At 64.5% G+C, this 13,522-nt stretch carries 10 protein-coding genes and 1 tRNA gene; 7 read left to right on the forward strand and 4 right to left on the reverse strand.

The window, feature by feature from the left end; all coding sequences use genetic code 11:
- The first annotated feature begins 41 nt into the window (after positions 1-41).
- Positions 42-881 (forward strand): ATPase domain-containing protein, encoded by an 840-nt coding sequence (locus tag B7L68_RS00585; RefSeq protein WP_081245737.1) that lies wholly within the window; start codon positions 42-44, stop codon positions 879-881.
- A 138-nt stretch (positions 882-1,019) separates the two neighbouring features.
- On the opposite strand, the gene B7L68_RS00590 is transcribed toward B7L68_RS00585, so the two are convergent.
- Positions 1,020-1,136, reverse strand: a tRNA-Ser gene (locus B7L68_RS00590).
- A 234-nt stretch (positions 1,137-1,370) separates the two neighbouring features.
- On the opposite strand from B7L68_RS00590, the gene B7L68_RS00595 reads away from it, so the two are divergent.
- The 4 genes from B7L68_RS00595 to prf1 all read left to right on the forward strand — a co-directional run bounded on the left by B7L68_RS00595 (position 1,371) and on the right by prf1 (position 8,189).
- Complete coding sequence (locus B7L68_RS00595) at positions 1,371-3,203, forward strand: ATP-binding protein (RefSeq protein WP_081245738.1); 1,833 nt, start codon at positions 1,371-1,373, stop codon at positions 3,201-3,203.
- Positions 3,200-4,336 (forward strand): DNA repair exonuclease, encoded by a 1,137-nt coding sequence (locus tag B7L68_RS00600; RefSeq protein WP_081245739.1) that lies wholly within the window; start codon positions 3,200-3,202, stop codon positions 4,334-4,336. Before B7L68_RS00595 ends, B7L68_RS00600 begins: the two co-directional genes overlap by 4 nt.
- Entirely contained in the window at positions 4,314-6,434 is a 2,121-nt protein-coding gene (locus B7L68_RS00605) for an AAA family ATPase (RefSeq protein WP_081245740.1), read from the forward strand. Before B7L68_RS00600 ends, B7L68_RS00605 begins: the two co-directional genes overlap by 23 nt.
- 600 nt (positions 6,435-7,034) lie before the next feature.
- On the forward strand, positions 7,035-8,189 hold the full coding sequence (prf1, locus tag B7L68_RS00610; protein WP_081245741.1) for a peptide chain release factor aRF-1: 1,155 nt from the start codon (positions 7,035-7,037) through the stop codon (positions 8,187-8,189).
- Here the strand turns inward: prf1 and B7L68_RS00615 are convergent.
- Positions 8,106-8,837, reverse strand: coding sequence for a hypothetical protein (locus tag B7L68_RS00615; RefSeq protein ID WP_101957990.1), 732 nt, complete (start codon positions 8,835-8,837; stop codon positions 8,106-8,108). The two genes, prf1 and B7L68_RS00615, sit on opposite strands and share 84 nt — an antisense overlap.
- Positions 8,838-8,883: 46 nt before the next feature.
- On the opposite strand from B7L68_RS00615, the gene B7L68_RS00620 reads away from it, so the two are divergent.
- On the forward strand, positions 8,884-9,336 hold the full coding sequence (locus tag B7L68_RS00620; protein ID WP_101957991.1) for a DUF1122 family protein: 453 nt from the start codon (positions 8,884-8,886) through the stop codon (positions 9,334-9,336).
- A 114-nt stretch (positions 9,337-9,450) separates the two neighbouring features.
- Here B7L68_RS00620 and B7L68_RS00625 read toward each other — a convergent pair whose 3' ends face one another.
- Complete coding sequence (locus B7L68_RS00625) at positions 9,451-10,260, reverse strand: aldo/keto reductase (protein WP_369907385.1); 810 nt, start codon at positions 10,258-10,260, stop codon at positions 9,451-9,453.
- 123 nt (positions 10,261-10,383) lie between these two features.
- On the opposite strand from B7L68_RS00625, the gene B7L68_RS00630 reads away from it, so the two are divergent.
- Positions 10,384-10,662, forward strand: coding sequence for an ATP cone domain-containing protein (locus tag B7L68_RS00630; protein ID WP_081245745.1), 279 nt, complete (start codon positions 10,384-10,386; stop codon positions 10,660-10,662).
- A gap of 70 nt (positions 10,663-10,732) precedes the next feature.
- On the opposite strand, the gene acnA is transcribed toward B7L68_RS00630, so the two are convergent.
- Positions 10,733-13,369 carry an aconitate hydratase AcnA gene (acnA, locus tag B7L68_RS00635; protein WP_081245746.1) on the reverse strand — a complete coding sequence of 879 codons (2,637 nt, stop codon included), beginning with the start codon at positions 13,367-13,369 and terminating at the stop codon, positions 10,733-10,735.
- Positions 13,370-13,522: the final 153 nt, after the last annotated feature.

Consider the following 13,522-nt stretch of genomic DNA (forward strand, 5'->3'; position numbering starts at 1 on the left):
GTATGATCGAAACCAATATATAATACCCCGCACTCCCCCATGTGGCCGCCGACCAGTATTATCAATACTACGAGGAGAGGACCCCCACGGGCGTCTGGTACATCGATCAGCTCCTCGGGGGCGGCTTCAAGAGGGGCGAGATCTACCTGATAGCCGGCGAGGCGGGTCAGGGCAAGACCATCTTCAGCCTTCAATTCCTCAAGACAGGCGCCGAGCTTTACGACGAGCCCGGCCTCTATATCACTGTGGATGAACCCTCCGAGGATGTCAAGAGGGGGGTCAAGTCCTCCTTGGGCTGGGACCTCGACGCGTTCGAGGAGCAGCAGAAGCTCATCTTCGTGGATCTCAGGACCCACTTCAAGGCCTATTCCCAAAGCGAGAAGGTCGTGGCGGACCCGCGGGAGATAGCGAAGGTCATCATGGACAACGTGAAGAAGTTCGGCATCAGGAGGCTCGTGGTGGATCCCATAGCGCCTCTTTTGATAACTTCCCACACGGACGTCCTCTGGGTCAGGGAATACATGAGGGAGCTGGTGTTCCAGCTCAGGAGGCTCAGGGACGTCACGACGGTCATGACCTCCGAGATCCCCACCGGCGAGAACAAGATAAGCAGATTCGGCGTGGAGGAGTATCTGGCCGGCGGAGTCATCAAGCTGGAGCTACAGGAGTATAGGGGCTTCGTCTTCAGGGTTATGTTCATAAGGAAGATGCGGTGGACGGCCGTAAGGCCCCAGAAGCTCGTCTTCGAGATATATCCCCAGTACGGCATCTACGTCATAGACCGCCTGGAGAACTTCATGAAGTCCATAGACAGGTTCTACTTGGACGTAACGCAGCAATACGGACAACAGGAATACCAGCAGTACGCCCTCGCCAAATAGCCGGGACGCGGACCGCCCGCCGACGGGGCCTATAAATCCACGCCAGTCCGGAGGACGCTGGACGCCGGAGGATCCGACGTATATCGTCGCGGCGCGATCGAACACGGCGCTGTCTGCAGACTGAAACAGTATAGCCCATGGCGCCGGGGGTGGGATTTCTGGGCGGCTCGGCCTGAACCCACGCCCCCTTGCGGGGACGGACTCTCCGCCGCGCGATAGCAGGCCCGCGCCTTGGACCAGCTCGGCCACCCCGGCTGGGCCACGCCAGCGCCGAGGTATTTAACGTTTTCTCTGCCGGCTTGCGTCGAAGCCGGACGTCGCCTCTCAGCGACGGCGTCCAGGCGCGCGGATCGGCCTTGTCGCCACAGGATAAAAACTTTCGCCAACCCCCACTGAGCCTCCCGTGAGCTGACTCTATTTAAATTCTGGAGATAATCTTCCCGTGTTCGGTCTCGCTTTTTCCCCTAATGGCCTGGCCTCTGCCGAGGTATGAAGATAGGGTACGTGATAGCTGGTTCGACCCCCACGGAGTTTCTTGCGACCCTAGACCCCGAGCGGCCCATAAGGCTGTACGAATACGTGGCTGTGGACAGCGTGGAGATCCCGCCCGACGTGGAGGAGGCGGTCCAGGTTAGGCTTGTGGGCCAGATAGTTAAGATGATCCGGGACCCCTACCAGCTCAAGAGGGACATCCCTCTCTACAACGTGGTGGAGGGGGTTTCCCACGACCTGCTGGAGGTCCAGATCGCCAAGGTCAAGATCTTGGGCTATTTCTGGAACGGCGAGATACATATGCCGAAACTGCCGCCGCGGATCGGCGCCCCGGTCTATCTGGCCCGGGACGACGAGGTGGCCGAGCTCTACGGCTCCGGCGAGCTCTGCGTCGGGCGCCTCTCGGCGAGGCCCCTCGACATCTGCCTAGACGTCGAGGGGCTGAAGCGGCACGTGGCGGTCATAGCCGCCACGGGTAGCGGCAAGACGTGGTTCTCCGTGGTGCTGATAGAGGAGCTCCTCAAGAGGGGCGCCTCAGTGGTCGTCCTGGATCCCCACGGCGAGTACGTGGCCGCTAGAGACACGGCGCAACGGCTCGGCGGCGTCGGCGCCTTGACCGTCAAGGTGTCCGGCCACCACGCCGGCGACGTCATGTACAGAATAGGCGTGCTCGACATGGACCCCGACGACCTGGCCGACGCGGCCGGGGTTCCGCCTAAGGCCACCAAGATAAGGTACTCCATATACCTCGCCCACGCGCTCGCCAAGGCCGCCTACGAGGCCGGCGCGAGGAGGATGGGGCCTAGGGGTCTCACCGCCATACTCTCGGCGGCTCTGCGCGGCGACCAGAACCTGAGGAGGTCGTTGAAGCAGTGGGGAGTCGACGGCGAGAAGATCGACGAGAAGGTAAACGAGCTGGCGGAGCTGGCCAAGAAGGACCAGCACTCTATCTTCAGCGCGGCGGCCTACCTGAGGAGGCTCGCGAGGCTCGGCGTATTCGCCGCCAAGACCACGCCGCTGGGCAAAATAATGGCCGACCTCACGGTGGTGAACCTCGCGGGCGTTGGCGACGAGATCCAGGACTACGTCGCGTGGCACATGTTGACGCGGATCTTCAGGGCCAGGGTGAGGCACGTGAGGGGTCTGCCGGGCGTGAAGCTCGAGAAGCCCGTGGTCGTCGTGGTCGAGGAGGCCCATAGGTTCGCCCCGCCCAAATCGGCCAGGAGGACTAGGTCCTACGAGGCGGTCTCGCGGATAGCCGCCGAGGGCAGAAAATTCGGCGTCTACCTCGTGGTGGTGACCCAGAGGCCCTCCAGGGTCGACCCCGACGTGATGAGCCAGATGCAGTCCCAAGTGATCATGAGGATCGTCAACCCGAAGGACCAAGAGGCGGTGAGGGACAGCAGCGAGCAACTGGCGCAGGACTATCTGGACAACCTCCCGGGCCTCGACAGAGGAGAGGCGGTCGTGCTGGGGCCCATCGTCAAGCTGCCCGCCGTGATTAGGCTTAGGGACAGGCTGCTGGACTACGGCGGCGCCGACATATCTCTGGTCGAGGCCTGGCGCAGACAGGATGTCGACGTAGCTACAATCTGGACGCGGATATTCAGATCTCCGCCGCCCCCTTCGGCGGCGCTTGCGGCGTCCAGAATATCGGTGAAGTCCGCGGAGCAAGACGGCGGCGTGTGGAAGGCTGTTACCTCAGACGGCGCGCACGTGGAGCTCTCCATAGAGTCAGGCTACGCCAAGTGCAGTCTCTGCGGCTCCTCCGGCTGCGCCCACGTCTATAGGGTCCTCTCCGAGGTGGTCAAGGTGAGGAGGGCGGCATGAGGATAGCCCACATAAGCGACGCGCACCTGGGCCGACAGCAGTACCACCTGCCCGAGAGGGAGGAGGACTACTTCCAGGCCTTCGCCGAGGCCCTCAGACTGGCCAAGGGCGCAGACGCCGTGGTGATCACGGGCGACCTCATGGACACGAGGAGGCCCTCCACGAGAACCCTCCTGAGGCTCCTCGACATACTCGGCGAGTCCGGCCTCGCGGTATACGCCGTCGGGGGCAACCACGACTACAGCCACCTGAGGCCCGAGGAGACGCCGCTCCGCATATTGGACAAAGTAGGCGCCGTGAGGCTGCTCTGCTTCCAGGAGGCCGATCTGGGGGGCGTCTGGCTCTACGGGGCCTGCGCTACCCCGAGGTCCAGGGCTGAGGAATACAGGGAGAGGGTGCTCTCGGCGAGGCCCGGCTCGGTCCTGGCCATACATCAAGCCATCGAGGGCGTCAAGGCGAGGTACCCCTCGGCCGTGGACGAATACACCATGCCGTCAGCCGTCTTCTCAGGCGTCAAGGCGTTGCACATAGCCGCCGGCCACGTGCACGACCACGGGGTCAGACATCCGATAGGCGCGCTCTGGGCCGGCTCGCTCGAGATATGGGACTCCGCAGAGTTCGAGACCTGGGACTGGAGGAGGGGCAGATGGGACCTCTACCAGGAGGCGGCCCCGAAGGGCTTCTACGTCATAGACGTCGCGGGCCGGTCGGCCTCTGCCAGGGAGGTGTTGCTGAGGCCTAGGCGCAGGATGGTCAAGCTGAGGATATTCCTGGAGGAGGAGAAAGACGTCGAGGCGGCTCTGGAGGAGGCCTCGGCGAGGTTCGACGCGCCCGGCGCCGTGGTGAAGGTGGAGCTCTACGGCGAGCTGCGGGACGACTTGAGGCCGTCGCGCCACGCGGCGGCGTTCTCCCGGGCCCTGTACGTGGACGTGGTGGATAGGACCAGGAAGCCCGGCCGCGCCGTGGTTAGGGTCGGCTCGGCCTACGAGACCATAGAGCGGCTTCTGCGGGAGAGGCTAGGGGCCGGGGCAGACGCCGTGGTGAAGGCTCTGGCGTACGCGAGGGATGGGGACCGAGCCGCCGCGAGGAAGGTGCTGGAGGAGTGGCTCTATGCTGAGGTCGATCGAGCTTAGGAACTTCAAGGCGCACGAGGAGCTGGCGGCGGACTTCGTGGAGGGCGTCAACTTCATATACGGCCCCAACGGCGCGGGCAAGAGCAGCCTCCTCGAGGCTATCGCCGTGGCCCTCTACGGCTCCAAGTGGATCCAGAAGGTCAAGGCGCGATGGGCCGATCTGGTCAGGCGGGGGGCCGCCGAGGCCTCGATCCAGCTGGCCTTCGTGGGGATCGACGGCGTGGAGTACGTCGTGGCGCGGAGGTTCGGGCAGTCCGGCTCCATATCCTCCGGCACCTATCTGCTCGCCGACGGGAAGCCGGCCGCCAGAGGGGACCAGGACGTCACGGCGGCTGTCGCCAAGGCCCTAGGGCTGGGCGTCGAGGAGTTCGCCAACCTGGCCTACATAAGGCAGGGGGAGCTTAGGAGGATACTGGCGGAGCCCGACTACATAGACAGGCTGTTTCGCCTCGACGAGTTCGACTGGCTGGACGAGGTATTGAGGGACGTCCTGTCCGACGTGTCCAGAAGGAGGGAGAGGGCCTCCGGCAGGCTGGAGGAGCTGGGGAGGAGGGCCGAGGATCTGTCCAAGAGGGCGGTTGAGCTCGAGGCGCAGTCGGCGGAGGCGAGGAGGGAGGCGGAGGGCCTGGCCCAGTACTTCCAGCTCTACAAGAAGGCCGAGGAGGAGCTCGGCGGCTTGAGGGAGCGCGCGGCCGCCCTGGAGCAGGAGGCCAAATCCCTCAACTCCCTCGTGGAGCGGCTCGAGGAGGAGCTCGTGGAGCTCGACGTGGAGCTGGACAGGAAGTCTGAGGAGTTGAAGGAGCTGGAGAGGCTCGAGGGGGAGCTGGCCTCGTTGCCCCGGCCGGACCCCGCCGTGGAGGCCAAATACTACGAGGCCAAGAGGGTGGTCGACCTGCTGGCCGCCGCCGATCTGAAGAGGGCCAGGTCGTTCAGGCCGGAGGAGCTGGAGGCGGCCCGCAGAGAGGTGGAGGAGCTGAAGGCCAGGAGGGCCGACGTTCTGGCTAAGCTCGGGCTCGCCAGGGAGGTCCTGAAGGTGGCCGGCAGAGCATCCGGCGGGAGGTGCCCCGTCTGCGGAGGCTCGCTCACCGAGGAGACCGTCAGGAGGCATGAGGAGGAGGCCAAGGCGCTCGAGGAGGAGCTCAGGAGGGTCGAGGCGAGGATCTACGAGGCCGAGTCGGCGGTGAGGAGGCTCGAGAGGGATAGAGAGGAGTATCTCAAGGTCAAGGACTACCTGTCGGTGGACTTGGCCGAGGCCAGGCGGAGGCTGGAGGAGCTCAAGAGGCTCTACGAGGCGCAGAGAGACCTCGAGAGGAGGAGGGCCGAGATCTCGGCGAGGCTGGCCGCCAGGGATAGGATCGAGCGCGAGCTGAGGGGGCTCGAGGCCAGGAGGGCCGAGGTCGAGAGGAGGCTCGGCGAGGCCAGGCGGAGGCTGGAGGAGGTAGAGGGCCAGCTCTCCGCCTTGAGGCCCAGGCTGGCTGAGCTGGGCAAGTCGTACGAGGAGCTGAGGGCCAAGGCGGAGGCGTACCTAAAGGCGGCGTCGAGGGCTGAGGAGCTCGCGAGGCAGCTGGGCTCCGTCAAGGCGGAGCTCGAGCGGGTCTCCAAGGAGCTCGAGGCCGCCAGGGCCGAGGCCGAGAGGCACGGGAGGGCCGAGGAGAGGGGGAAGGCCGCAAGATCCGCGTTGAGGGACGTCAAGCCTGTGGCGAGACGCATATTGATAGAGTCGGTCAACGCCGAGCTCAACGGGGTTTTCCTCAAGCTTAGACACAATGAGTCCCTCCGCTCCGCGGAGCTTGCCCAGATAGACGACAGGTACTACGTCGTCGTGTCGAGATCCGACGGGCAGAGGTTCCGCCACACCGAGCTCTCGCTCGGCGAGGCCAACCTGGCCGCCCTCGCGCTTAGGGTCGCGCTTGCGAGGGCCCTGCTGGGAAGGCCGCCGTTCTTAATACTCGACGAGCCCACGGAACATCTAGACGAAACCCACAGGAGGAGGATAGTGGAGCTCGTCAGGGATCTCGCCATAGACGTCAAGACGGTCCTCGTGACCTCGCACCTAGGCGAGTTCGAGGAGGTCGCCGACAGGCGCATAGACCTCTGACCGTGCAAGGCCTCCCACCTCCTCTCGCCCCAGGGGCTCCTTTAGGGTAGCTCATCGGCGCCCTCCCGCGGCCGAGCTCATGGAGCCGCCTAGGCCGGCACCACAGCCGTACGAGCACATGGGGGCTGAAGATGCGCCGAAATACAGGCCTAAGGGCCCCCTATCCACCAGGGGCGAGGCCTTTGAAGGCCCTGTAGCTAAGGGCGCCCCACCGTTGCGGAGGAGGCGAGGCGGGCTCCGCTGGAGCATCCGAAGACACTTGTCGAGGTGCTGACCGCCGGACCCCAGATAATGCGGTTGTTGAACACCATAGCTACGCCAGACCGCCCATTGCGGCCGTCCTAGGCCGGCCGGTGGTCGCGGAGGCTTAGGGGCATGCTAAGGCGTTGTCTAAGCCTTCGTGTATTACATAGCGTCTGCACCTCCGCAAATGGAGCTGTGTCCCATCTGAGGCCCTTACCACGTGATTCTGATTAGACCTCCTCCCAGCTTCAGGGGCGTGGACTCGGCGGAGAAGCCGCGTCGGTTATGGCCCTGCCGCGGACTGTCGAGACATTCCTTTGCTATTAACTATTTAAAGGGATTCCGCACCTCTTCGTCATGAGCTTCGGCAGGCCGCCCAACGGCGTCTACTTCCTCAAGACAGGAGTGGAGCTGAGGGCCTTCATCAACTTGCTTAGGAAGTTCAGGGGATACGCCACGACGCTCATAACGCTCTACATCAACGGCGAGAGGCCGATGCCTGACGTCCTGACTCTGCTGAGGAGCGAGTGGTCGACCGCCTCCAACATAAAGGACAAGACCACGCGGACGCACGTGCAGGACACCCTCGAGAGGATCGTCAACAACTTGAAGGGGGAGGCCAAGGCGCCTGAGAACGGCATGGCCGTGTTCGCCGGGTTCCACATGATCAACCCCGGCAACTACGAGTGGGTGTACTACGTCGTCGTGCCGCCGCAGCCCGTCTACACCTTCAAGTACATATGCGACACGGCGTTCCACACGGAGCTCCTCGAGGACATGATAAAATCGAGCGTGGCCTACGGCATAATAGTCGTCGAGAGGGGGGAGGCGGTGCTGGCGGTGCTGAGGGGCGGCCAGTACGAGGTGCTCAAGACCGTCCAGTTCTTCGTCCCCGGGAAGCACAGCGCCGGCGGCCAGTCGGCCAACCGCTACAAGCGACAGACGGAGCATCTGGCCGAGGTGTTCTACAAGCTGGTGGCGGAGGAGGCCAACAGGGCCTTTCTCTCCATGCCAGGCCTCAAGGGCCTGATCGTGGCGGGGCCCGGCCCGACCAAGGAGGACTTCCTGGAGGAGGGGGGGCTCGACTACCGGCTACGCGACAAGGTGCTGGCCGTGGTCTCGGCCTGTTGCGCCAACGAGTACGGCGTCAAGGAGGCCATTATGAACTCGCAGGAGCAGCTGAAGGAGACAGAGTACGTCAAGGCCAAGGAGCTCATGGACAGGGTGATGTACTATGCGGTGAAGAAGAGCGAGTACATGGTCTACGGCAAGGAGAACGTCGTCAGGGCTATGGACATGGGCATAGCTGAGGTCGTCGTCGTGGCCGAGGAGCTCGGGGAGGACGAGGTGCTCGACATAGTCATGAGGGGCGACTCGAAGGGGGTGAAGGTCGAGATCGTGCCGAGGGGCGTGGAGGAGGGGAAAACCCTAGTGCAAGCCTTCGGCGGGTACGTGGCCCTCCTCAACACGCCGGCCTGGGTCCTCGAACAGCAGACCGTCGCCGCCCGCTGAGCCCGCCGGAGGGGGCTGAGAGGGGGCGCCTGCCCGCGAGGCGGCCCTATACGCAGACATCTCGGCCACGTATTCGGCCGACAGCACGGCTAGGCCTACGTACTCGACCGGCGGAAGGAGGGACAGCACGTAGCCTACGGCGAACAGGGCGAGCGCCACTCTGAACAGGCCGAGGGATGTGCGCCTGTGGAGATCTCTCAAGGTGAGGGCCTTGGCCGCGGCCAGGATGAGCTCGAGCGCGAGGACCACCGCGACGATGCCCAGCAGGGCGGGCTCGCGGCCTATGGCGACGTACAGCGCGGCCGGGCTCGCCAGGGCGCGGACGGCAAGGGCCGGACGGCCGGCGAGGTAGGCCGCCACCGACGCGGCGAATATCAGAGCCACGGCGACCAGCGCCACGGGCCCCCACGCCAGCCACCAAGCCCACTTGAAGCCGAGCCTGTGGAGCGCCCTATACCCCCTGAAGACGTAGAGGAAGAACACGGCGATGAGCCCAACGGCCAGGACGGCGAGGGCGGCGGAGGCGGCGAGCAGCGCGGATCTCGGCCCCAGGAGCCCTACGGCGAGCACGACGAGGCCTACTAGAATCAACGCCAGTTGGTACAGGAACCCTCTGTAGAGAACCTCCATGGCCTCTCTGAAGTCCACGAGGCCGGAAACGCCGACATTAATAAATATTCAGCGGAGACGGCCCATGGGCTCCGCCAGGCCCGACGCGGCCGAGGTCCCCGTCGAAGCGCCCGAGGGCCTCCACGCCCTCTTCCTGAGGGGCCGCTTCCCCGAGGAGCTCAACGTGGAGCTCTTCGGCGGCTGGGGCAGGCTCGCCGTCGTCAAGATCTTCAGGGGGCGGCCGCCCCACTACGCCCCCTGGGCGGAGCTGTTCGGCGCGTCGCCGCATCTCTACGGATCGCCGGCCGAGCTCGCCATATTTAGATGGATACACCGCGCGCTGCCCTCAGGCTCCAACCTCTACGCCGAATACGTCGGAGACGCCGAGACGGAGAGGCAGCTGAGATCCGGCGTCCCGCCCCCAGCGACTAGGCTGGGCGCAGTGCTTCTGAGGTCCGGCTTCCTGGCCACGGCGGATATGTACTTCCCTGAGGGCGGCAGAGAGGGCGGGCAGAAGATCAGAGCGGTCAGGCTCTAGGGCCAGTCGGCGTGCCTACCCCGAGGAGTCCTCTGGCCCGATGGCGCGAGGCGCCGTCCCGGCCCATCCTCCGTAGGGCTCGGGCGGCCGGTCGGAATCGGCCTACCCCACGTCTCAGCCGGCGTCCAGCTCCCTCACGTGCTCGTCGGGGAGCTTCCAGCCGTAGGCGCCGGCGAACTCGAGGACGCCCTCGGGCCTGGTGGTCCTCGGTATGGGCACCACAGCCGGCTTGTCCATGAGCCAGCGCAGAGCCACCTGGACGGGCGTCTTTCCGAGCCTCTCGGCTATGCGCCGTATCCTGTAGTTCTCGACGACCGCGCCTCTGGCCAGAGGGCTGGCGGCCAGGTAGAGCAAGCCCTCGCGTTGGGCGTAGGGCAGGACCCCATGCTCGTCGAGCCTGTTGATGTAGCTATAGACATTCTCCAACGCCGCCAGGTCGTATTTCTTGGCGCATTTCCTCGCCCGCTCGGCCGTATCCACATCGACGTTGCTGAGACCCCAGAACCTTATGACGCCCCTATCGATCAGCTCCTCGAAGGCCCTCACGGCCCTACATATGTCGGGGAGCGGGCCGTGCGGCATATATACATCGATGTAGGTGCCGAGCCTCCTCGCGCTCGCCTTAGCCGCCAGCGTTATCTTCTCCACGTCGTCCGGCCAGAACTTGGCGATGACCATTACCTTATCCCTATCCTCCCTCGCGAAGGTCGAGAGGGCCCTCCCCACCAGCTCCTCGGCGTGGCCCCCGCCGTATATCTCCGACGTGTCTATAACAAAAATGCCGTTGGCCAAGGCGTTGGCGAGGACCGCGAGATGCCGCTCGTCCCTCGACGTGTCGGCCCGCCAGAGGTCGCCGCCGAGGCCAGAGGTCCCTAGGCCCAACGCCGAGACGCACCCCACCGCCTTGAAACACTTCTTCTCCATGTACCCCATCTGCCGTTGATTTAATAAGATTCCCAGCCCAGATCCAGGGCCGGCCTCCGCCGAGGGAAAGGCGCGGTGGAGGTCGGGAGGCCGAAACATAAATAAATAGATGCCGTGTCTGGCATGGTCAAGGTGGTCAAGAGGGACGGGAGAGAGGAGGAGTTCATCCCCGAGAAGATAGTGGTCAGCGTGTTGAAGGCCGGCGCGCCTCTGGACGTGGCGAGGAGGATAGCCAGGAAGGTGGAATGCGCCGTCTCCGACAGCGAGACCGTCACGGCCAGGGACATAGCCAAGGTGATCCTCGCCGAGCTCAAGAAGGCCAACGAGGAGTGGTACAGAAACTGGGTGATCTTCGACAAGGCGGTGAAGCGGAGACATACCGACAAGGAGCTCCAAATCTAGCCTTTTCTGGCCTTATACGGCTCCGGCCGGGCGCCCGTTGGGTAGGCGCCGAAGACGCCGGGAAAAACGGCTATTTCTGTAGGAGCCTCTTCAGCACGTAGGGCAGTATCCCGCCGTGCTTTATGTACTCGACCTCAGCCCAGGTATAGACCGCGGCCTTCGCCTTGACCTCGTCCACACGCCCGTCCCTTCTGTGTATCCTCAGGGTGACCTCCTTGCCGGGCGCCAGATCCTCGAGGCCCAGCACGTCCACGGTCTCAGACCCGTCCATACCCAGGCTGTCGGCCGTCACGCCGGGCGGAAGCTGTATGGGCACTATCCCGACCATGGTGAGGTTGGAGCGGTGTATCCTCTCGAAGCTCTCGGCTATCACGGCCTTTATGCCCAGGAGCTTCGGCCCCTTGGCCGCCCAGTCCCTGCTCGAGCCGGCGCCGTAGGTCTTCCCGGCGAGCACCACTAGCGGCGTGCCCTCCTGTCTGTACCTCTCGGCCGCCTCGAAGACTGTGGTCCTGATCCCCTCGGGGTATTTGATGGTGTACCCGCCCTCGAGGCCCCCGCCCATCTTGTTGGTGTAGCCCTTGCTCCAGAACGTGCCTCTGACCATCACCATCCAGTTGCCCCTCCTGGCGCCGAATGTGTTGAAGTCCTTGGGCTGCACGCCCATGGACTCCAGGAACTTGCCGGCGGGGCTGTCCCTGGGTATCGAGCCGGCGGGCGATATGTGGTCCGTGGTTATGCTGTCGCCCAGTATCAAGAGGGGCCTTGCGTTAACTATATCTCCGGAGATCGGCCTCCCCTCGAAGAGAGGCGACGGCTGTATGTACGTGTCGTCGGGTCTCCACTGGTAGAGGTCGCCCGAAGGCGCCTTGAGCTCGCCCCACTCTGGGACCAGCTCACCCGCCTTGGAGTACTTCTCGACGTATACCTTCGGGTCCATGGCTCTGGACACGGCGTCGTTGACCTCCTCGGGCGAGGGCCATATGTCCCTCAGATAGACGGGCCTCCCGTCCCTGCCGTGCCCGAGGGGCTCCCTGGAGAGGTCCTTCAGCACCGTGCCGGCCAGCGCGTAGGCCACCACCAGCGGGGGCGAGGCCAGATAGGCCGCCTTGACGTCCGGATGTACCCTCCCCTCGAAGTTGCGGTTGCCCGACAGAACGGCGGCGGGCATCACGTCGCCCTCCCTAATCGCCTTGGCCACGGGCTCGGGCAACGGGCCCGAGTTGCCTATACAGGTGGTGCAGCCGTACGCCACAACGTGGAAGCCCAGCCTCTCGAGATGCTGCAGAAGGCCGGCGCGCCTCAAGATCTCCTCGACGGCGCGGGAGCCCGGCGCGAAGCTGGTCTTGACGTAGGGCGGCACCTCCAGCCCGGCCTCCACGGCCTTCTTGGCCAAGAGGCCCGCCGCCGCGAGCAGATAGGGATTTGAGGTGTTGGTGCAGCTGGTGATGGCCGCTATGGCGACGTCGCCGTCGCCGAACTCCACCCTCCTCCCGCCTATCTCCACCTCCACGGCCTTCCTCTTCTCCCGCCTCTTCCTCTGGACCAGGAACTCCAGAAAGCTCTTGGGCACGTCGGCCAGGCCGCGCCTCTGCCACGGGAGGGTCGGGCCGGCCGCCGACGGCTCGACCGCGGAGAGGTCGAAGTCCACGACCTGGCTGTACTCGGCCCCCTCGACGCCGCCGAAGACCCCCTGCTCCTCGTAGTACCTCTTCACGAGGGCCGCGAGGTCCTCGGGCCTGCCTGTCGCCGCGAGGTAGTCTAGGGTGTTGCCGTCGACGGGGAACAGGCCGGTCGTGGAGCCGTATTCGGGCGCCATGTTGGCTACGGTGGCCCTATCGGGGACGGACAGCTTGCGTACCCCCTCGCCGAAGAACTCGACGAAGGCGTCCACGACGTTGACCTTCCTCAAGGCCTCGGTGACCGCGAGGACTATGTCGGTGGCGGTGACGCCGGGCTTGGGCTCGCCGTAGAGCCTCACGCCCACGACCCTCGGCACCTTTATGGTTATGGGCTCGCCCAACATGGCGGCCTCGGCCTCCACTCCCCCGACTCCCCAGCCGACGACCCCCAGCCCGTTTATCATGGTCGTGTGGCTGTCCATGCCCACCAACGTCTCGAAGAAGGCGGAGTCGCCCTCGGTCCAGACGACCCTGGCCAAGTACTCCAGATTCACCTGGTGGATTATGCCGGTGCCCGGCGGGAAGACGCGGAAGTTCCTGAAGGCGTTTTGGGCCCACTTGAGGAAGACGTACCGGTCCCTATTCCTCTCTATCTCCAGGCGGATATTCATGGACAGGGCCTGCGGAGAGGCCCAGTGGTCCACCTGCACCGAGTGGTCTATGATCAGGTCGACGGGGACCCGCGGGTTTATCAGCTTGGGGTCCGCCCCCGACTTGACCGCTATATCCCTCATGGTGGCGAGATCCACGACGGCCGGCACGCCGGTGTAGTCCTGCATCACGACTCTGGTCACCTTGAGCGCCACCTCGCCCGCGGGGTTCTTGGGGTTCCAGCGGGCCAGAGCCTCGAGATGCTCCATGTTTATATCCCTCCCGTCGAAATTGCGGAGGACGTTCTCCAGGAGGACCCTTATGCTGTAGGGAAGTCTCTCCACGTCGTAGCCCTCCGCCTCGAGGGCCCTCACCCTATAGATCTTATACGACCTGCCGCCGACGGACAGCTTGGCCTCGGCCCTTGTATACGGCATAGGATAGACTCTAGACGTAATATATTTAACTCATCCCTTCTCCATCTGCCCTCTTGACGGCTCGACAAAGAGAGAACGACGAGCCTCGCCGTAGGGCAGTGGATCGGTGTCGGCGATCGACCCGACCGCGTGTTCCTAGCAATCGCTTCGGCT

This window comes from Thermoproteus sp. CP80 (assembly GCF_002077075.2).
Lineage (GTDB): Archaea > Thermoproteota > Thermoprotei > Thermoproteales > Thermoproteaceae > Thermoproteus.